Source organism: Sphingopyxis sp. SCN 67-31 (genome assembly GCF_001725095.1).
On record NZ_MEFH01000076.1, the window covers coordinates 46,971 to 66,516 of the forward strand.

The 19,546-nt window shown below is 63.3% G+C and carries 17 protein-coding genes; 7 read left to right on the forward strand and 10 right to left on the reverse strand.

The annotated features are described in order from the left end of the window. Window positions 1-128: 128 nt before the first annotated feature. Window positions 129-2,267 (forward strand): TonB-dependent receptor, encoded by a 2,139-nt coding sequence (locus tag ABS88_RS16170; RefSeq protein WP_212597514.1) that lies wholly within the window; start codon window positions 129-131, stop codon window positions 2,265-2,267. A 42-nt stretch (window positions 2,268-2,309) separates the two neighbouring features. Here the strand turns inward: ABS88_RS16170 and ABS88_RS16175 are convergent, their stop codons facing one another. Next, on the reverse strand, window positions 2,310-3,728 hold the full coding sequence (locus ABS88_RS16175) for an MFS transporter (protein ID WP_286750135.1): 1,419 nt from the start codon (window positions 3,726-3,728) through the stop codon (window positions 2,310-2,312). Between the two features lie 285 nt (window positions 3,729-4,013). Between ABS88_RS16175 and ABS88_RS16180 the strand changes: the two genes are divergently transcribed. Then, the gene (locus tag ABS88_RS16180) at window positions 4,014-5,489 is read left to right on the forward strand and encodes a M81 family metallopeptidase (protein WP_076074585.1); all 1,476 of its coding nucleotides are present in this window, start codon (window positions 4,014-4,016) and stop codon (window positions 5,487-5,489) included. A 58-nt stretch (window positions 5,490-5,547) separates the two neighbouring features. Here ABS88_RS16180 and ABS88_RS16185 read toward each other — a convergent pair whose 3' ends face one another. Genes ABS88_RS16185 through ABS88_RS16195 form a run of 3 tightly spaced genes read right to left on the reverse strand, consistent with a single transcriptional unit; the run spans window position 5,548 to window position 7,821 of the window. Further along, window positions 5,548-6,066, reverse strand: a complete 519-nt coding sequence (locus ABS88_RS16185) for a MaoC family dehydratase (protein WP_076074583.1) — start codon at window positions 6,064-6,066, stop codon at window positions 5,548-5,550. A gap of 13 nt (window positions 6,067-6,079) precedes the next feature. Then, the gene (locus ABS88_RS16190) at window positions 6,080-6,622 is read right to left on the reverse strand and encodes a hotdog family protein (RefSeq protein WP_083675036.1); all 543 of its coding nucleotides are present in this window, start codon (window positions 6,620-6,622) and stop codon (window positions 6,080-6,082) included. Continuing rightward, on the reverse strand, window positions 6,622-7,821 hold the full coding sequence (locus ABS88_RS16195) for a CaiB/BaiF CoA transferase family protein (protein WP_076074582.1): 1,200 nt from the start codon (window positions 7,819-7,821) through the stop codon (window positions 6,622-6,624). Before ABS88_RS16195 ends, ABS88_RS16190 begins: the two co-directional genes overlap by 1 nt. Window positions 7,822-8,255: 434 nt before the next feature. On the opposite strand from ABS88_RS16195, the gene ABS88_RS16200 reads away from it, so the two are divergent. Continuing rightward, window positions 8,256-9,044 carry a GntR family transcriptional regulator gene (locus tag ABS88_RS16200; RefSeq protein WP_083675035.1) on the forward strand — a complete coding sequence of 263 codons (789 nt, stop codon included), beginning with the start codon at window positions 8,256-8,258 and terminating at the stop codon, window positions 9,042-9,044. Here ABS88_RS16200 and ABS88_RS16205 read toward each other — a convergent pair. Both ABS88_RS16205 and ABS88_RS16210 read right to left on the reverse strand, forming a co-directional pair. Next, window positions 9,027-9,899, reverse strand: coding sequence for an HpcH/HpaI aldolase/citrate lyase family protein (locus ABS88_RS16205; RefSeq protein ID WP_158682098.1), 873 nt, complete (start codon window positions 9,897-9,899; stop codon window positions 9,027-9,029). The two genes, ABS88_RS16200 and ABS88_RS16205, sit on opposite strands and share 18 nt — an antisense overlap. Beyond that, window positions 9,896-11,323, reverse strand: a complete 1,428-nt coding sequence (locus ABS88_RS16210; RefSeq protein WP_286750136.1) for an amidohydrolase — start codon at window positions 11,321-11,323, stop codon at window positions 9,896-9,898. The genes ABS88_RS16205 and ABS88_RS16210 overlap by 4 nt, the downstream gene beginning before the upstream one ends. Window positions 11,324-11,707: 384 nt before the next feature. Here ABS88_RS16210 and ABS88_RS16215 point away from each other — a divergent pair, with 384 nt between their 5' ends. After that, the gene (locus ABS88_RS16215; RefSeq protein WP_286750137.1) at window positions 11,708-13,840 is read left to right on the forward strand and encodes a TonB-dependent receptor; all 2,133 of its coding nucleotides are present in this window, start codon (window positions 11,708-11,710) and stop codon (window positions 13,838-13,840) included. Window positions 13,841-13,943: 103 nt separating this feature from the next. On the opposite strand, the gene fabG is transcribed toward ABS88_RS16215, so the two are convergent. From fabG to ABS88_RS16235, 4 genes are read right to left on the reverse strand one after another with little or no spacing between them, the layout of a single operon-like run. Further along, a complete protein-coding gene (fabG, locus tag ABS88_RS16220; RefSeq protein ID WP_076074575.1) occupies window positions 13,944-14,687 on the reverse strand; it encodes a 3-oxoacyl-[acyl-carrier-protein] reductase in 744 nt (247 codons plus the stop codon). An 11-nt stretch (window positions 14,688-14,698) separates the two neighbouring features. Next, window positions 14,699-15,151, reverse strand: coding sequence for a GxxExxY protein (locus ABS88_RS16225; RefSeq protein WP_104959446.1), 453 nt, complete (start codon window positions 15,149-15,151; stop codon window positions 14,699-14,701). Window positions 15,152-15,185: 34 nt separating this feature from the next. Continuing rightward, window positions 15,186-16,136 carry an ACP S-malonyltransferase gene (gene fabD / locus ABS88_RS16230; RefSeq protein WP_104959445.1) on the reverse strand — a complete coding sequence of 317 codons (951 nt, stop codon included), beginning with the start codon at window positions 16,134-16,136 and terminating at the stop codon, window positions 15,186-15,188. A gap of 44 nt (window positions 16,137-16,180) precedes the next feature. Beyond that, entirely contained in the window at window positions 16,181-17,008 is an 828-nt protein-coding gene (locus ABS88_RS16235; RefSeq protein ID WP_076074572.1) for an LD-carboxypeptidase, read from the reverse strand. A gap of 157 nt (window positions 17,009-17,165) precedes the next feature. On the opposite strand from ABS88_RS16235, the gene ABS88_RS16240 reads away from it, so the two are divergent. From ABS88_RS16240 to rpsR, 3 genes are all read left to right on the forward strand, one after another. After that, window positions 17,166-18,545, forward strand: a complete 1,380-nt coding sequence (locus tag ABS88_RS16240; protein ID WP_286750138.1) for a Mur ligase family protein — start codon at window positions 17,166-17,168, stop codon at window positions 18,543-18,545. A 478-nt stretch (window positions 18,546-19,023) separates the two neighbouring features. Continuing rightward, complete coding sequence (gene rpsF, locus ABS88_RS16245) at window positions 19,024-19,389, forward strand: 30S ribosomal protein S6 (RefSeq protein ID WP_067105615.1); 366 nt, start codon at window positions 19,024-19,026, stop codon at window positions 19,387-19,389. Window positions 19,390-19,400: 11 nt separating this feature from the next. Continuing rightward, window positions 19,401-19,546: 30S ribosomal protein S18 (gene rpsR / locus ABS88_RS16250; protein WP_286750139.1), on the forward strand; the 146-nt coding region annotated here is incomplete at its 3' end.

A 19,546-nucleotide genomic window follows, 5' to 3' on the forward strand; every position in this document is an offset into this window, starting at 1 on the left:
GCTTTGTCGACCAACGGGGCATCGGGTCCGACCAACGACAGTGCGCAGCCGTCCGAAGACTTGCCTTGGTGATATTATATCATTACTGCGACGACGCTATCGCTTCGAAACAGCAACGGGAATCCTCCATGCGTCTGTCATCCTCCGCCGCCGGCCTCACCCTCGCGCTCGTCCTTTCGGCTCCGGCCTTCGCGCAGGACCGCACCGCGAGAGGCGTTGGCGACGACCTGCACACCGACCAGCCGATCGTCGTGACCGCCCCCTATGTCCGCAGCCTCGACATCCTCGGCAACGTCTCGGTGCTCGAAGGCGACGAGCTGGCCCGCGACATCCGCGGACAGATCGGCGACAGCCTGACCCGCCAGCCCGGGGTGTCGGCCACCAGCTTCTCCCCCGGCGCCTCGCGGCCGGTGCTGCGCGGCTTTTCGGGCGAGCGCGTGCGCGTGCTGACCGACGGCATCGGCTCGATCGACGTGTCGAACACCTCGGCCGACCATGCGGTGACGATCGACCCGCTGACCGTCGAGCGCATCGAGATATTGCGCGGCCCCGCGGTGCTGCTGTTCGGCAGCCAGGCGATCGGCGGCGCGGTCAACCTGTTCGACCGCCGCATCCCGCGCAAGGTTCCGGCGGACCATGTCCATATCGACGCGATCGGCGGCTATGCGACCGCGGCCGACGACCGCAACCTCGGCGGCTCGATCGACGTCGCGCTGAGCCCGCAGGTCGTCGCGCACCTCGACGGAAGCTGGCGCAAGACCGACGACATGCGCGTCGGCGGCTATGTCAACGCACCGGGGCTGCGCGGCCAGCTGCTCCACCTCGCCGAGCATGCGATCGAGGACGGCCACGTCGACGAGGCGGCGGAGCTGACCGCACAGGCGAACCGGCGCGGACGGATCGCCAACACCGCGAGCGAGACGTGGACGGCGGCGGGCGGCCTGTCGCTGATCAACGACGGCGGGCAGCTCGGCATCTCGGTCAGCTATTTCGACACCGGCTATGGCGTCCCCGAACGGCCCGACACCGCGCACGACCACGGGGACCACGACGACCACGATCATGACGACGACGATCACGGGCACGAACATGGCGAAGGCCCGGTGACGATCGGCATGAAGCAATGGCGCGCCGACCTGCGCGGCGAGGTCGAGCTGGGCGACGGCTTCTTCGACAAGCTGCGCCTGCGCGGCGGCTATGCCGATTACCAGCATACCGAATATGAAGGCGACGAGGTCGGCACGGTCTTTTACAACAAGGGGGTCGAGGGACGGCTCGAACTGGCGCAGAACGATCGCGGCGGCTGGCGCGGAGCGAGCGGGGTGCAGTTCAGCCACCGCGATTTCGACGCGGTGGGCGCCGAAGCCTTCGTCCCGCGCAACCTGACCGACCAATATGCGCTGTTCACGCTTCAGGAATGGACGGCGGGGCCGCTCGGCCTCGAGGCGGCGGCGCGCTTCGAAAGCACCAGCGTCCGCGCGCCGGCGCTGGGCATCACGCGCGCCTTCGACACCTTCTCGGGCGCGCTCGGCGCCAATTACGACCTGACCGAGGCGGTAAAGCTGGGCGTGTCGGTGGCCCGCGCGGTGCGCGCGCCGTCGGCGGAAGAGCTGTTCTCGAACGGTCCGCACATCGCCACCCAGTCGTTCGAGCTTGGCGACGTCAACCTCAAGCGCGAGGCGAGCTGGGGCGCCGAAGCCTCGCTCAAGCTGCGCAGCGATCCGGTGAATTTCAGCCTTTCGGTCTATTCGAACTGGTTCGACGATTTCATCTATTCGGATGCGACCGGCGCCGAGGAGGATGGCCTTCCCGTTTTCCGCTATTTCCAGCGCGACGCGCGCGTCTGGGGTTTCGAGGCGGAGGCGAGCGCGCGACTGGCGCAGATCAGCGGCTTCGCCATCGTCGGCGACGTCACCGCCGACATGACGCGCGCGAAGATCAAGGGCGGCCCATATGTGCCGCGCATCCCGCCGCTGCGCATCCTGGGCGGGATCGAGGCGCAGGGCGACCGCGTCGATGCGCGCGCCGAGGTCGAATGGACCGACGACCAGACCCGCATCGCGGCCTTCGAGACGCCGACCAAGGGCTTCACGCTGGTCAACGCGTCGATCAGCTGGCGCCCGCTCCCCGAGGCGCGGCATCTGATGCTGTCGCTGGCGGCGAACAATATCTTCGACGTCGACGCGCGGCGCCACGCGAGCTTCACCAAGGATTTCGTGCCCCTCGCCGGCCGCGACATCCGCCTCACCGCACGGGCGAGTTTCTAGGGCCCGCTTCGATCCGGTCGAAACGGAGCCCGGGAACGGAGCCTAGGAGGAAATATCCTCGATCGACCGGTCCTGCGTTTCCGGCCCGAACCACCAGACGAGCAGGGCCGCGGCGGAGAAGCACAGGGCGCAAGCGATGAACGCGCCGGTATAGTCCCATTTCAGGATCAGGGCCGAGATGAGCAAGGGGCCCGAAACGGCCGCGATGCGCCCCACGGTCGAGGCGGTTCCCAGCCCGGTGGAGCGCGCGCGGGTCGGAAACAGTTCGGGCGTATAGGCGTAGATCGCCGTGGCGACCGAAACGAGGAAGAAGTGCATCGCCGCTCCGGCCGCGACGACGAGGACATATGTGGACGCCTGTCCATAGAGGAACGCGGCCACCGCGACGCACAACAGCGCGATGATGATGACGATCTTGCGCCCGAACCGCTCCATCGCCTGTCCCGTTATCCAGCCCGCCGGTATGCCCGCCATCGTGATGAGAACTCCTGTCCCGATGGATGCGGTAATGCTCATCCCACGGTCGACGAGGAATTTTCCGACCCAGACGCTGATCCCGTAATAGGCCAGCAGGAACAGGAACCAGAGCGACCAGGCAAACAAGGTTCGTTGCGCATAGCCGGGCGCGAACAGGGTGCGGAATCCGCCGTGTCCGGTTATGGCACTCGCGACTTTTCCGTCCGATTTCGGCGATGGAAGCGGCTTTCCATATGCATCCGCAACGGCAGCTTCGAAGCGCCGCATGGCGCGCTCCGCCTCGTCGTGGCGGCCCGAAGCCTCGTACCAGCGCGGGGATTCCGGCAAGTTCCGGCGGATATACAGCGCGGCCAGCGCGACGACGAACATGACGACGAACATCGCCCGCCACCCCAGCGAAGTGCCGATGAGCGAAATCACGCCAAATGATGCCAGCGTGAAGAGGACGACCGAACTTTGCGACGCGACGTGCATCCATCCGCTGATGCTAGCGCGGCGATTGGCGGGCATGATCTCGGCGACCAGCGCGAACACCGCGGGCAGTTCGGCGCCGAGCCCCAGACCCGTGACGAACCGGAAAAAGCTGAAGGACCAGATATCCCAGGAAAAGGCTGTCAGCAGGCTCGCCGTCCCCCAGATCAACATGCTGTGGATCAGGATTTTCCTGCGCCCGAAACGGTCGGACAGATATCCGGCGGCCGTGGCGCCGACGCCGACGCCTGCGAAAACCGACCCGCCGGCAATACCCGCCTGCTGGACCGTCAGACCAAGATCGAGCGTGATAGCCGAGAGCAGGTAGGACAGCATGACGAGATCGACGGCGTCGGCGGCAAAGCATGTCGCGAGAATGACCGCGAGCCACCGTTGATAGCCGGTAAATGGCAGGCGCTCGAAACGCTCCGACAGCGAATATGCAGTCGGCCGGTCGGGCCGGGCAAGATGGCCGACGCCATGATGATCGGGGTTCTCATGCTTGTTTTTCATATGGCTGCCACTCCCATGTGGGCCGCGATCCTGAGGGCGTACCCGTTTGATTTGCTTGTTCGAGGCGTCGAATTGACGAAAATCCCGGGTTCATCCGGACACGGCGAGCCGCTTCGCTGCGCCGCAAGGCCGCGCGGGCCGGGTTTGCAGCCGTTCGGTATCAGTGCGGGATTCGACCGGCTTCGCTCCCCTTTGGTTGAAGCATGAAAATTTTATAGATACGGTTTTATTTCTGTCAAGTTCGGTTTATCCGGACAGTATCGACAATCTGGACGGGGACGGCGCATGCCACGAATCGCCATCGGAGGCTTTGGTCACGAAACGAACAGCTTCGTTTCGCATCGCGCGGATTATGCGTATTTCGCGGACCATCGCGACCGTCCCCCGCTGGTCCGGGGCAGCGCCATCTTCGACTGGCTGCGCGACGGCGTGTTCCCCATCACCACCTTCATCGAGGCCATGCGCGACGAGCATGCGCTGATACCGCTCGCATGGGCGCATGGCGGCGCGGGGGGACCGGTCACCGATGACGCGTTCGAACGCATCACCGGCGAACTGGTCGGACGCCTCTCCGAAGCCATGCCGGTCGATGCCGTCTATCTCGACCTCCATGGCGCGATGGCATCCATTCCCTTCGAGGATGCCGAAGGGGAATTGTTACGGCGCGTTCGGGCCGTCGTCGGCGACAGACCGATCGTCGTCAGCCTCGACTATCATGCCAATATCACGCCGGAGATGGTCGAGCATTGCGACGGCATGGTCGTGTTCCTGACCTATCCGCACGTCGATCGCCGGGAAACGGGGGAGCGCGCGGCAAAACTGCTTTCGAGCCTGCTGGGCAAGCCGCGTCCGGCGGGGCGCGCCATCCGGCATATGCCGTTTCTCATTCCAACGACCTCGCAATGCACGCTGGTCGAACCCTCGCGCAGTATTGTCGCGGAATCGCGATTGCTCGACGGCGATGTGCTGAGCCTTTGCTATGCCGCCGGATTTCCGCCTTCGGACCTGTTCTGGTGCGGCCCGACCGTGGTGGCCTATGCTGACAGCCAGACCGAAGCCGATCGCGTTGCCGACGCCCTGACGGAACTGATCGTGTCGCGCGAGGCGGATTTCGATGCGACATTGCTGACGCCCGCCGAAGGCGTGGCGCGTGCGATCGCGATATCCCGGACGGCCTCCCGACCCGTTGTACTGGCCGACGTGCAGGACAATCCGGGAGGCGGAGGCAGCGCCGACACGACGGGAATTCTTCGTGCGCTGCTAGAGGCCGGGGCGAGCAACGCGGTGGTCGGAATCCTCTGTGACGCCGACGCCGCAGCGGCGGCGCATGCGGCCGGAGAGGGATGCGAGATCGAAATAAGCTTGGGCGGGCATGTCAGGGTGGACGGCGTGGAGCCGGTCCGCGCCTGCTATAAGGTGAAGGCGTTGGGCACCGGCCGGTTTCGCACCAGCGGCGCCGTGGCTGGCGGGCTCGATGTCGATCTGGGACCGATGGCCCTGCTGACGGTCGGTGGTACGGAGATCGTGGTCTCGTCGAAGCGGATGCAGGCGATGGACCTCGAACCGTTTCGCCATCTGGGGGTCGAGCCGGCCGAACGGGATATCGTCGTGGTGAAGAGCGCGGTCCATTTCCGGGCGGAGTTCGGCCCGATCGCCGAACAGGTGCTCCTCATCAAGGCGCCGGGCGCCTTCGCCGACGATCCTGAAGATTATCCCTACGAACGCCTGCGCAAGACGGTGCGCCTGCGTCCGTGCGGGTGACGTCGAACGCTATCAGTGCCTGCGGCCAAGCTGATGAAAGGCGATGCGGCTGGGCTGGTCAGTACCCCGCCGCGCGATAGGGACCGTGGCCCTTGCGATAGACCAGAAACTTGCGCTCGAAACGGCAGACCTCGTCGCCGTGCTGGTTGTGGGCGCGGGTCCGGACATGCAGGATCCCCTGGTCCGGACGCGATGCCGATTCGCGCTTGCCCAGAATTTCGGATTCCAGAAGGATCGTATCCTCGGCATAGACCGGCTGGAGAACGACATCGGTCAGGCTCAGATTGGCGACGACCTTGCCGAAGGTCTTGGTCGTCATCGCCATCATGCTCAGCAGGTAGGTTTCGGCGACCTGCATTTTTTCCCCGCGCACCGCGCGGGCATAGTTGCGATCGACGAGGTGCGGGGTAAGGTCCAGCGATTGCAGCGCATGCTTGTGGCAATCGCCCTCTTCGAACGTCCGGCCCGGCCGATGTTCGAAAACCTGGCCGACCTCGAAATCCTCGAAGTCGACGCCGTAGCATTCAATATATGTATCCTCGGCCTGTCGGCGCAGGAAATTGAATGATTCCTTCATCCTGTCCAGCTTTCTAATAGTTATTTTCCGAAAACGGGAGAGATTCCTTCCTGTATATCAGGCTATCATATTGCATTTCGCAGAAGACAATGTCCTTCTGATTGATCCCATATGTCATGACAGTCACTTTTCCGCATCGGGCATCATCATATTGCGAAGTGTCCATGATCCGGCTTTCACTGTACAAGGTATCGCCGGCGAAGATCGGTGCTTTCATCGTGATATGATCCCAGCGGATGATCGCCTTGCGCCTGTTGAAAGTTTTCCACGTCATCCCGATCAACCGCTGGATCATGGCAGTCGTGACCATCAGCGGCGAAGAAAACTCGGTTTGCGCGGCATATCGCGCGTCGTAATGCAACATGGCCTGGTTCAACGTGTCCATGCAGTCGTCGATATTGTCCTGCTGGGTAATCGTATAACCCGGACGATGCCGGAAATGCTGGCCTGCCCGGAAGTCTTCGAAATCGAGGCCGAAGCGTTCCCGGTACCGGTCTTTTCCGACAGGAACATAGGCCGGGAACATCATGTCCCCCGTCTCGCTTTCTCTCGTCATCAGATCACCCCCGACAGTTCGAGGTCGCGTATGGCGTTCTCGTCAAAGCCGATGTCGCGAAGAAGGCTGCTGGTATGCTCTCCCAGCGCCGGCGACATTTTCAGGTCGAGGCGGTCGGCCCCGAAATTCATCGGGCTGCCCAGGATCTTGAAATCCCTCCCCCCGTCTCGAGCTATGGTCCGTATCCGGCCGGATTCAGTGACGAAGGGATTCTCCATCGCCTGCCTTACGTCGTAAACGGGCGCGACCGGGACTTTTCCATCAAAAACAGATATCCATTCGAACGTCGTTTTCCGGCTGAAGACATCATCCAGAACGGCGGTCAGCTCGTCCCGAACATCATATCGTTTCGAGAATGTCTCGTAACGCGGATCGTCCGCAAGATCGCCTCGCCCAATCTTCTCGCACAATATCCTCCAGAATTTCTCCTTGTTGCACATGACATAAATCCATCCGTCCTTCGTCCTGTACAATTGGCAGGGCGTCAGCGAGGCATGGGCCGACCGCGGCAATCGCTGTTGATTGTGGCCGGAATTCAATTGCCAATGCGCGATGTAGTTGAGGTTGTAGAGCGCCACGTCGAACAGGTTAATGTCGACGTCGCGGCCCCGTCCCGTCTGCCTGGCTTCCAGCAGGGCGGCCACCGTGGCGCAGGCGAGCGCCAGTCCCGACATGAAATCGACGATCGAGAGCCCGAACCGCGTCGGCGGCGTATCTGGCTCTCCCGTCAGCGAGAAGAAGCCGGCCTCGGCCTGCATCATATAGTCGTATCCGGGCCAGCCCGCCCGCTCGCCGGTGCGGCCGTAGGCGCTGATATGTCCGCAGACCAGTTTGGGATTGAAAGCCTTCAGATGATCGTAGGTAAGGCCGAGTTTCTCCGGAACATCGCCGCGCAGATTGCCGACGATCGCGTCCGCATTCTCGACCAGGCGGTGCAGGATCTGCCTGCCGCGATCCTGCGTCAGGTCGATGGTCATGCTCTTCTTGTTGTGATTGAGACCCTGATAGAAAATGCTTGCCGAGCATTCCGGCATGTCGTCCAGAAAGAAGGGACCGACCGAGCGCGAAATATCTCCGCCATCGCGCGGATTTTCGATCTTGATGACTTCCGCGCCCATGTCGACGAGATACTGGGTGCCGATCGGCCCGGCGCCATATTGCTCTACGGCCAGAATGCGGACGCCGTTTAACGGAAGCATGATGAGATTCTCCAGGAATGAGCGTGAGATGCCGGGGGCCTCATGGGGCGGGCCGACGGGACGATGGCGCCCGCGTCATCAATCGGGAGGGCGGCGAGCGACGCTTTCATGAGCAGACGCGGCGATCATCCGCTTCCCGTTGCAACAAGGTCGAATGGAACCACGCATAAACCCTCGCCAAAGCATCCTGACACACCGCGCGCAGAGGCGACCTTCTTTGGCTTGTGATGGGTAAGCCTTTGAAAATCACCGGGGTTGGGCCCTTCACCATGCCGGTCCCTTATTATGTTTTCAATTAAATCCGGTTCTATTAATTGTCAAGCACCAAGAGCAGCGTCCATAGGCCGCCGCATAGGCGCTCAACTTCGGGTAAATCCTGTGATATGGGGCGGTCGCAACGGGGCCGGAAGCGCCCCTCAAAACCTTGGAAAATCATGGCTCAGAAACCGAACCAGCGAATTGCACAGAAGGGCGTGCCGCTTTACCAGCAGATCGCATCATGGCTGCGCGAAGATATCGACAGCGAGCTGTATCCGGTCGGGTCGCTCCTGCCGCCGGTTCCCGAACTCGCGAAAGCGTTCGGCGTCGGCAAGCATACCGTCGGCAAGGCATTGGAGCAGTTGAAGAACGGAGGCGTGATATCGATCCGCCGCCGCGGCGGCACGCGGGTCGAGGCGACCATGGCGACGACCAGTCCCTATGTCGTCCAGGCGTTCGATTCCATCACGCAATACTCCAACATGGCAAAGCTGAAGATCACCGACAAGAATCTGATCGTGGCGCGAAAGGATGTGGCGGAGATGCTGCAGTGCCCGTCCGCCCAGGAATGGCTGCATATCGAAGGATATCGGTCGAGCAACACGTCGGAAGAAGTCGTCGGCTATACCCAGGTTTTCATCAACCGCGCCTTTCCCAAGATTTACGAGCGCGTTAATAAAAACACGCTCATCATCTTCAAAATGTTTCAGGAAATATACGACGAGAGCATCGTCGAAGTTCGTCAGGAGATGCGCGCCATCGTCATTCGCGATAAGGCAGCGAAGGTTCTGAAGGTTCCCGAAGGCACGATCGGCATGCGCTACATAACGCGCTTCTACAGCGCGAAGGGCGAGCAGCTGGAAGTGACGGTCAACATCCACCCGCTGGATAAGCTGAACTTCGCGCAGCATATCGTTTATCCGCGCCCCATCAACGACGCTTCCGGATCACCCGACGCCGGGTGATGCGCGCGCCAACAAGCGTTGGGCCCATGCGATGACCGGGCGGTCGACCATGTGGCCATCGACGCGGACGACCGCCCCGCCCCGACCTTCCGCGGCAAGGACGATTTTCCTCGCGCGTTCGACATCGCGGTCGTCGGGGCGGAAGGCTTCGTGAACGGCAGCGACCTGAGATGGGTGGATGACGACCCTGCCGTCGAACCCCATCCCCGGGAGCCGGCGGCTTTCCTCGGCGAGGCCGTCCATGTCCGCGATGGCGAGCCACGCGCCATCGAGTGCGAGGATGCCTGCGCGCGCGGCGGCCTGAACGATCCGGCCGCGGGCATAATGCAGGGCGTCCCAGTGCATTCCGCTGCCCGTTTCGGCGGAATAGTCGGCCGATCCGAAGCAGATTGCGGCAACATGCGGCGCCATGGCGATTTCGGATGCGTTTTCCAGGCCTTCCGCCGTCTCGACAATCGCGATGATCGGGCAATGCAGGTCGATCTCGTCCATCAGCGCAGCGAGCGAACGGACGTCGTTGGAACAACATGTCTTGGGCAGCAATATGACATCCGGCCGCACGGCGTGGGTTGCCAGGTGCAGAATATCCCTCGACCCGTCGAGGGTCGAAAGGCTGTTGATCCGCAAGGCGCGACAAACCTCCGGCTTGGCGGCGATGGTGAAAAACCCCGCGACGGCAGACCGTGCCTCCGCCTTGCTCGCGCGCGCAACCGCATCTTCCAGATCCACGCAAACGATGTCGGCACCGCTGCCCAGAGCCTTTGCATAGCGATCCGGACGATCGGCCGGCACGAACAGCATCGTGCGGGCGACAAGGACGGAAGAGCTCTCCACAGGCGCGCCTTCGTCCTTCACTTCATGTAATCGAGCGGCGGATTACGATCCCCGACAAGTGGGGTGTACCGATATCCGGCGCCACGGCGTTCGACGAACTCGGCCTTCACTTCGGCCACAAGTTCGGGGGACAGCATCAGGTCGACCGTCGTCAGCGCCATAGCCTTGGCGGCGACATGCATGCCCTTCAACCCAATCGACATGTTGCTGGCGGCCGTGGCCTGCCACGAATGGCCCGACGTGCCGGGCACATAGGTCGCGGTTCTGATCCAGTTGGTCGGCACCGTCCACGACACGTCGCCGACGTCCGATGATCCCGTCCAGATGTCGGTGGGATTCAACTCGACGGGCTGGATCTCCCGCGCCCGATCAATCTTCGGTACAGGCTGCTGGAAACTCTGGATCAGCGTTTGGGCAAAGGCCATTTCCTGCGCATCATAGATCACCCCGCCCACCCGTTGCAGATTGTCATGAGAAATCTGCGACAGCCTGGTGTTGGGCAGATAGCCGTAATGGCCCGTCAGCACTTCGTGGTCTACGGTCGTGCCGGTGCCAAGGGCGGCGCCCTCCGACGCCTTGACGATGCGATCCCAAAGCCTTTGGGCTTCCTGCGCGTCAGGGTCGCGCACGAAATAATAGACCTCCGCGAAATCGGGCACGATATTCGGGGCCGGGTTCGTCCCGGTTATCGCATAGTGGATGCGCGACTTTTCACCGATATGTTCGCGCATCATATTGGCCATCACATTCATCACCTCGACCCCATCGAGCGCCGACCGCCCCTTGTCCGGCGCGGCAGAGGCGTGCGTGGCGTAACCGTGGAAGCGGAATTTGCCGGTGATCATCGCGAGGTTCGATTTGGTGACGGCGGCATTGTAGCTGTCGGGATGCCAGTTCATCATCACATCCACGTCGTCCAGCAGACCATCGCGAACCAGATATGTCTTGCCGCCGCCGCCCTCTTCGGCAGGCGTCCCGTAAACGCGGATCGTACCCCGCCCCTTGTGCGCCGCCAGCCAGTTCCGAACGGCGACAGCGGCCAGAACCGAGCCGGCCCCCAGTAGATTGTGTCCACAACCATGGCCGGCGTCGTGCCCGTCCATTGCCTGTTTGACGGGAACACCCGCCTGGGACAGTCCGGGCAAGGCATCGAATTCGGCGAGAATGCCGATGACGGGTTTGCCTTCGCCATATGAGGCGACAAAGGCCGTCGGCATCCCGGCAACAGGCGCGGTGATCTTGAAGCCCGCTTTTGCCAGACGCTCCTGAAGAAGCGCGGAGCTCCTGTGCTCCTGATATCCGATTTCCGCCCAGCGCCCGATCTGCAGCGCGTTCGCGTCGTCCACCGATCGCAAGGCCTCGATATCGGCGATCAACGCGTCGCGCCAGCCGGGTTGTTGCTGAGCGGCGACAGGTGCATGGCCGCTTAGAAGCGCGATCGTCACGAGGCCCGCCCGCCAATTCCGCCATTGCATCATCTGCCCGTCCTCCCCGGATATCATTCACTCCTATCTCGATATTATATCCGGTAATATTAGTCAATTATCATTGCGCAGCAGCGCCGGCGCCTTCTGGGGCACGGAAGGAAGGATTGCTGCAATGCATCATTACTGCAGACATCCTCCGTATAAGCGCTGCATGAAGAAGCGCACACTCCTTGCACCCACATTCGACCTCAACAAATAAATCCGGTATTAATTGTTGACGAAAAATATGACCGATATTATTCATGGCGCGGAAGAGGCTGTGGAATGGCCTCCAAAAGGGAGGAAGCGATGCGGTTGAATTATAAGGTGGGAGTGTCGGCCTTGGCCCTGCAGGCGACTCTGTTGGCCGCATCCGGCGCGCAGGCGGCGGAGCAGGAAGCCGCGAGGGATGGCGGGATCGACGATATCGTCGTCACCGCGCAGAAGCGCAGCGAAAACCTGCAGAGCGTCCCGATTTCCATCTATGCGCTGAGCGGCGATTCCATCGCCAAGGCCGGCCTGAACGACGTCTATGACCTGGCGTCCTATGCCCCCAGTTTCAAAAGCGACAATGTGGGTCCGGCGGATCCGACGTTCACGATGCGCGGCATCGGGTCGAACGAGCGCGGGGCGGGGAGCGACCGGTCGGTGGTCGTGTTCCTCGACGACATCTATATCGGCCGCAGCTCGGGCACCGTTTTCGAACTGTACGATATCGAGCGCATCGAAATGCTGCGCGGACCGCAAGGCACGCTGAGCGGCCGCAACGTCGTCGGCGGCGCGATCAACATCGTCACCAAGAAACCGACCGAGCGATTCTCGGCAGCGGCCGAGGTGACCCTCGGCAACTATGATCTGCGACAGGCGAAAGCCCGCGTGAACGGAAAGCTTGCCGAAGGCGTCGCTGCCAGCCTCTCCTTCACGACACGCTCGCGCGACGGATTCTACACCTATGCTCCGACCGGCAAGGATACCGACGGGATAAATTCCACCAACCTGCGCTCCAAGATCGCGATCACGGCCAGCGACAATCTGGAAATCCTGCTGTCGGGCGATGTCTCACGCTTTCGTCAGGACGGCGTTTCGGCGAAACCGTTCGGAGTTGGGAACTACACCAGGAATACACTCGGCTACACACCGCTTCCCGATCCGTGGACAATCGAAACGTCGCGCCGGGGCTATGCGGAGGTTGATCTGTGGGGCCTGTCGGCACGCGCCGATTTGACGACGGACGTGGGCATTCTGACGTCGATCACCGGCTATCGCCACGTGCTGTCGGACAGCGCGCAGGATTCGATCGGTCTGCCGGCGGGCTATTTCCTTTCCTATCTGTCGGCGCGGGAAAAATCGGATTTCTTCTCGCAGGAACTCCGCATGGCCTCGCTTCCCGACAGCGGGCCCCTGACGTGGGTCGTGGGCTTCTATTTCCTCAGGGACGATGTCCACCGGCTCGAAGGCTATGATCGCGATTTCAAGGGGCAGACATCGCGGCCGCTATGGAATCAGGATGCAAGGACCACGAGCATTTCCGGCTTTGCGCAAGGCACGTACAAGCTCACCGACCGGTTGAACCTGACGGCGGGCGTTCGCTACACGCACGACGACAAGCGGCTGCACAATATCCTGACCGACGAGTCGGGCGGGACCGCGACCAACGGCCTCACGCCCGGAATTTCGGCGTTCGACGTTTCGGTGCAGAAGAACTTCAATGCCTTTACGCCGAAGGTCACGATCGATTTCTCGCCAAGCGAGGACGCCCTGATCTATGCAACCGTGTCGAAGGGATTCAAGTCGGGCGGCTTCCAGGGGCTGGCTCCCACTGCGGCCGCGGCCTCGCGCGCATTCTTTCCGGAAATCGCCTGGAACTATGAAATCGGCACCAAGACGCGATGGTTCGACAACCGCCTGCAGATCAATCTCGCCGGCTTCTACATGGACTATCAGGATCTCCAGGTCAGCAATCGCATCCTGACCATTCCCGGCGACCAGTCTTCGGCGCTTCGCATCCTGACCAATGCTTCGGACGCCGTCGTCAAGGGCATAGAGCTCGAGGTGCTGGCCAAGCCGGTTCCCGGGCTGACGCTGTCAGGGAATTACGCGTATCTCGATACGGAGGTGAAGAAATTCATCATCGGAACCGACGGGACGGACCTGTCCGGAAACCGGCTCGGCAAGGCGCCGAAGAACGCATTCACGATCTCCGGCTCCTATGTCAAAAGCGTCGGCGAGAATTCGGAGATCTCCTTCAACGCCGACTATGTTTACCAAAGCTCGATGTTCTTCTTCATCGAGAACACCCCGACCGCGGAAGAGCCGGCTTACGGCATCTTGAACGGGCGTATCACCTATACGCTCAACAACTGGTCCTTTACGCTGTTCGGCCGCAATATCACCGACAAGCTCTACAGAACGAAGACCGTTCCCGTCGGGGATGGGGCTTTCTCGGGATTCGGGGATCCGGCCACCTATGGCGTAACCGTCGGCTATAAATTCTAGGGCCGCGCTTCATCGACTGCATGGTCGAATGACGAGGGCGACGAGAGCGATCGCCAACATGCCGTGACATGCCGCCCCTGCAAAGGCAGGGGCGGCAAATGGATCAGGACAGCATCGCCATGCCGCCGTTGACGTGGATCGTCTGGCCGGTGACGTAGCCCGCCTCGCGCGACGCGAGGTAGACGACGGCGGCGGCGATGTCGCTTCCCTCGCCCATCCGGCCCGCCGGGATACGCTGGTTGAGCGCTTCCTTCTGCGCGTCGGGCAGGCCGTCGGTCATCGCGGTGGCGATGAAGCCCGGTGCGACGCAGTTCACGGTGACACCGCGGCTCGCCAGTTCCTGCGCCAGCGCCTTGGTCATGCCGGTGACGCCCGCCTTCGACGCGGCATAATTGGCCTGCCCCGGATTGCCCGTCGCGCCGACGACGCTGGTGATCGAGACGATGCGGCCGAAGCGCGCCTTCATCATCGGCTTGGCGGCGGCGCGGCACAGGCGGAAATTCGCCTCGAGGTTGATGCGGATGACCTCCGACCATTCCTCGTCCTTCATGCGCAGGATCAGATTGTCGCGCGTGACGCCGGCATTGTTGACGAGAATATCGAGCGTCCCGCCCAGCGCCTCGACCGCCGAAGGCACGAGCGCGTCCACCGCGGCGGCATCGCCGAGATTGCACGGCAAGGCGACCGCATCGCCGCCGAGGCTGTCGCGGAAGCCGTTCAGCTTGTCGGCATTGGAACCCGAAACCGCAAGCCGCGCGCCCTGCGCGGCAAGCGCCTGCGCGATCGCGGAGCCGATGCCCCCCGAAGCGCCAGTAACGAGGGCGGTCATGCCGGTGAGATCGAACATCGTGTCATTCCTTATGTTTGAGTCCGGTCGTCGGACGCTGGTCCATGGTAATTTTCGCGCAGAGGCGCAGAGTGCGCAGAGTCCTTATGGTCATTGACGAGGCGGCGGATACCTTCCTTCAAGGTAGGCTGACCGAAATTGATCAGCAGTCCCACAGGCAGATGGAGCAGCTTCAAATAAGTGAGAACCTGCTTTGAATGGACGGGATGCGCGCCATCGGTCGACTTGATCTCGACCACTAATCGCTCATCGATCAGCAAATCGACACGCGCGACTTCGGTAAACTCCATACCATCGAAAATGATGTTGATCGGCCATTGCCGATCAACCTTATATCCCATCGCGCCAAGACGCCCGGCCAGAAGCTTTTCATAGACGCTTTCCAGCAAACCCGGCCCGATTTCGCGATGCAGACGCATCGCGACGCCGATTACATCATGCGAAATCTGATCGATGGACACCATGTCTCTGCGATCTCTGCGCCTCTGCGCGAATCTTTCAAAGAGCTTTGAGCAAAGCCTCGATATCGTCCATCGACATCACGCTCACCGTCTCGACCTCGCCGCCGGCGCTGCGCTTGACCATCGGCGACAGCACCTTGCCGCCGATTTCGACGAAGCGGTCGACGCCGATATCTTCCATCGCGCGCACGCTCTCGCGCCAGCGGACGCGGCCCGTCACCTGGCTGACAAGCAGGTCGCGAATCGTGTCGGCGTCGCTGACCGGCGCCGCGGTGACGTTGGCGACCACCGGGACCAGCGGCGCGGCGGGCGGATTCGCGCCGAGCGCGTCGGCCATCGCATCGGCCGCGGGCTGCATCAGCGGACAGTGGAAGGGGGCCGAGACGGGCAGCAGCACGCCGCGTTTGATGCCCCAGGATTGTCCGGCTTCCTTGACCAGCGCGACCGCGCGCTCGACCGCGCCCTTGTGGCCAGAGATCACAACCTGCGACGGGTCGTTGTCGTTGGCGACGGTGCAGACCTCGCCCTCGGCCGCCGCGTCGGCGAGTTTCTGCGCGGTGTCGATGTCGGCGCCGAGCAGCGCCGCCATCGCGCCCACGCCGACCGGCACCGCCGCCTGCATCGCCTGCCCGCGCGTCTTGAGCAGCCGCGCCGCGGTCGCGATGTCGAACGCCCCCGCCGCGCACAGCGCCGTATATTCGCCGAGGCTGTGGCCCGCGACATAGTCCGCCATCGCCGTCAGCGTCACGCCGCCTTCCTTTTCCAGCACCCGCAGCGTCGCGATCGCGTTCGCCATGATCGCCGGCTGCGCGTTCTCGGTCAACGTCAGTTCGTCCTCCGGCCCTTCGCTCATCAGCTTGAACAGATGCTGGCCCAGCGCCTCGTCGACTTCCTGGAACAGCTCGCGCGCATGGCCCGACGCATCGGCGAGCGCCCTGCCCATGCCGACCGACTGGCTGCCCTGACCCGGAAAGATGAATGCGCGCATCTGGCGTCCCCTTGGTGTGATTTGTCGCACCCGCGACTATTGCCTCACCCGGCGCGATGCAAGCCGAAGGGGACGACCTTGTTCGCCGCGTCGTGCCCGATGTCGGCGCGGCCGAGCCAGGCGATGCCGGTGCGCGCGCACCAGTCCCGCGCGATTGCCTCCGCCTCCATCCCGAACGGCCGGTCGTTCAGGGGCACGTCGCTGACGCGGCCGAGGCGCAGCCCCGCCAGCCCGCGCGGCGCCAGGCAGCTTGCGACATGGAAGAAGGCGCGGTCGAAGGCATAGAGATATTCGCTCACCTCCTCGACGAGCAGCACATGGCCAGAAAGATCGGGTTCGAGCGGGGTTCCGAGCAGCATCGACAGCGTCATCAGGTTGAAGGCGGCATGGCGCGCGCCATGCGTCAGCCCCGGCTCGCATGCGGCGGGATCGCGCGCGACCAGCCAGTCGAGCGCACGCGCCACCGCCGCCTCGCCGTCCGCGCGGCGGACATCGGCGACCATCGGGCCGTGCGCGACATGGTCGAACCCCTCGCGATAGAGGCAGGCGAGCAGATTGCCCTGATCCGAATAGCCGAGGAACGCCTTGTGCCGCGCGCCCTCCCCCATCGCGGCGACGGCGTCTTCGGCGATCCGGCATGCGCCGTAGCCGCCGCGCGCAAACCAGACCGCGTCGATATCGGGACGGTTCGCCATCGCGACCAGCGCCTCGCGCCGCACCGCGTCGGCGCCCGCGAAATGGCCGTGGCTGACGAAGCATTGCGGGTCGAAGACCAGCTCGACTTCGGGATAGCCGAGCGCCGCGATCGCGCGCACCGCCTCTGCATCGTCGGGCAAGATGGGGGTCGAGGGGGCGACGATTCCGATGCGCATGACTAGAAGCACCTCCCAAATCCGTTCGCATCGAGCGAAGTCGAGATGCCCCTCGGCTCTGCGCTGTCCCGATGGGTGTCTCGACTTCGCTCGACACGAACGGATTTCGCGCTGAGTGCCGGTTGCAAACCCGTCGCCAAGGCCATAACGCGCGGGCATGGCCGAAAACAAATCCTATTTCTTCTGCGGCATCGGCGGATCGGGAATGCTGCCGCTGGCGATGATCGTCGCGGCGCGCGGGGCCGCGGTTTCGGGGTCGGACCGCAGCCGCGACCAGGGGCGCACGCCCGACAAGTTCGAGTGGATCGCCGGCCGCGGCGTCGCGCTGTTCCCGCAGGACGGCAGCGGCGTCGCGGCGGGCCAGACGCTCGTCGCCTCCGCCGCGGTCGAGGACAGCGTGCCCGACGTCGCGGCGGCGCGCGCGCTCGGCCTGCCGCGGCTGACGCGCGCCGACCTCAACGCCGCGCTGTTCAACGCCGCCGACACGGCGGTCGGCGTCGGCGGAACGAGCGGAAAATCGACCGTCACCGGGATGATCGGCTGGATCCTGGAGAGCGCCGGGCGCAGGCCGACCGTGATGAACGGCGCGGTGATGCGCAATTTCGCCGGCGCCGACACCCCCTTCGCCAGCGCGCTGGTCGGCGATCCGGCGACCTATGTCAGCGAGGTCGACGAAAGCGACGGGTCGATCGCGCTCTATCGCCCCGACGTCGCGGTCGTCACCAATATCAGCCTCGACCACAAGAGCCTCGACGAGTTGCATCAACTCTTCGGCGATTTCGCCGCGAAGGCGCGCGTCGCGGTGATCAACGCCGACGACGCCGAATCGGCGCCGATGCTCGCCGGCGGCAACGTCCTGCGCTTCGGCTTTTCCGACGCTGCGGCGGTGCGCGGCAGCGATTTCGAGCCGCTGCCCGACGGATGCCGCTTCACCGTGCATTTCGCGGGCGACAGCCACGCCGCACGCCTGTTGATGCCGGGACGCCACAATGCCGCCAACGCCCTCGCCGCGATCGCGGCGGCGCGCGCGCTCAATATCCCGGTGGCGCAGTCGGTCGCAGCGCTGGCCGATTTCGCGGGCCTCGCGCGCCGCTACGAGGTGCTCGGCCAGGCGGGCGGCGTCACCGTCATCGACGATTTCGCGCACAATCCGGACAAGGTGGCCGCGACGCTGGCGGCGGTCGCCGAATTGCCGGGCCGCGCGCTGCTCTTCTTCCAGCCGCACGGCTATGGTCCGCTCCGCCAGATGGGCCAGGAGCTGGCGGCGAGCTTTGCGGGCGGGATGCGCGACGGCGACCGGCTGTTCGTCTGCGATCCGGTCTATTTCGGCGGCACCGTCGACCGCAGCATCGGCAGCGAGGCGCTGGTCGCCGACATCGTCGCCGGCGGCGGCGACGCGGTCCACCTGACGACGCGCGCGGCATGCGGCGCGGCGATGCTCGACGCTGCGAAGCCCGGCGACCGCATCCTGATCCTCGGCGCGCGCGACGACACGCTGACCGAATTCGGGTACGAAATACTTGCGAAGTTGACCTGACCTCCGCGCAAATGGGCAAGGGACAAAGGCCGACCTCGGCTTGAATTTTGGCGCTGCAGCCTTTATGTCAACCTTGTATACAGGGCGGCAAAGCAGCAGATGTGGCTATGACGGGTGCATGGATCGCGATAATCATCGGCGTCATTACGGCATTGGTCCTTGCATTTTCCTCTCGCTCGCAAGAACCCGACGCCTGATCCATTAAGACGCTCCGCATGCCCGCCACGACTGGCGCGTGCCCCCGGAACGCATGATCCCTGCAAGAAGCGGGGCGGGGGGACATTCGAACCGATGCGCTACCGGACAATGCGATCCCTTGCTTATCCCGCCGAAATCTGTATAGGCGCCCGCATTCGGGGCGAGGCCTTGTGCCTGTCGCCCCGTTTGCTTTGCACGAACAGGCAAAGCCGGACGACAGCCGGAGGGGTTTCGCGATCGGCGCGAAATCAGCGATCGGCCAAATGAAGGAAGCGCAACCATGCCGTTCTACGAGCATGTATTCATCGCGCGTCAGGACCTGAGCCAGGCTCAGGTCGATGCGCTGGCGGAAAATGTCGCCACGATCGTCACCGACCACAAGGGCACGATCCACAAGACCGAAACCTGGGGCCTGAAGCAGCTCGCCTACAAGATCGCGAAGAACCGCAAAGGTCACTATGCGATGGTGTCGGTCGAAGCGCCGGGCGAAGCCGTCGCCGAGATCGAGCGTCAGGCGGCGATCAACGAAGATATCATCCGCTGGATGACGATCCGCGTCGACGAGCTCGAAAAGGGTCCGTCGGTGATGATGCGCAAGCAGGAACGCCGCGGCGGCCGTGGCCGTGACCGCGACGGCGAAGAATAAGGAGAAGCATCATGGCACGACCCTTTTTCCGTCGCCGCAAGACCTGCCCCTTCAGCCAGAAGGACGCACCGGTCATCGATTACAAGGACGTCCGCCTGCTCCAGGGTTACCTGTCGGAGCGCGGCAAGATCGTCCCGTCGCGGATCACCGCGGTGTC

Coding starts and splice junctions, on each gene's coding strand:
- ABS88_RS16170 (WP_212597514.1), top strand. CDS start 129: ATGCGTCTGTCATCCTCCGCCGCCGGCCTCACCCTCGCGCTCGTCCTT.
- ABS88_RS16175 (WP_286750135.1), bottom strand. CDS start 3,728: ATGAAAAACAAGCATGAGAACCCCGATCATCATGGCGTCGGCCATCTT.
- ABS88_RS16180 (WP_076074585.1), top strand. CDS start 4,014: ATGCCACGAATCGCCATCGGAGGCTTTGGTCACGAAACGAACAGCTTC.
- ABS88_RS16185 (WP_076074583.1), bottom strand. CDS start 6,066: ATGAAGGAATCATTCAATTTCCTGCGCCGACAGGCCGAGGATACATAT.
- ABS88_RS16190 (WP_083675036.1), bottom strand. CDS start 6,622: ATGACGAGAGAAAGCGAGACGGGGGACATGATGTTCCCGGCCTATGTT.
- ABS88_RS16195 (WP_076074582.1), bottom strand. CDS start 7,821: ATGCTTCCGTTAAACGGCGTCCGCATTCTGGCCGTAGAGCAATATGGC.
- ABS88_RS16200 (WP_083675035.1), top strand. CDS start 8,256: ATGGCTCAGAAACCGAACCAGCGAATTGCACAGAAGGGCGTGCCGCTT.
- fabG (WP_076074575.1), bottom strand. CDS start 14,687: ATGTTCGATCTCACCGGCATGACCGCCCTCGTTACTGGCGCTTCGGGG.
- ABS88_RS16225 (WP_104959446.1), bottom strand. CDS start 15,151: ATGGTGTCCATCGATCAGATTTCGCATGATGTAATCGGCGTCGCGATG.
- fabD (WP_104959445.1), bottom strand. CDS start 16,136: ATGCGCGCATTCATCTTTCCGGGTCAGGGCAGCCAGTCGGTCGGCATG.
- ABS88_RS16235 (WP_076074572.1), bottom strand. CDS start 17,008: ATGCGCATCGGAATCGTCGCCCCCTCGACCCCCATCTTGCCCGACGAT.
- ABS88_RS16240 (WP_286750138.1), top strand. CDS start 17,166: ATGGCCGAAAACAAATCCTATTTCTTCTGCGGCATCGGCGGATCGGGA.
- rpsF (WP_067105615.1), top strand. CDS start 19,024: ATGCCGTTCTACGAGCATGTATTCATCGCGCGTCAGGACCTGAGCCAG.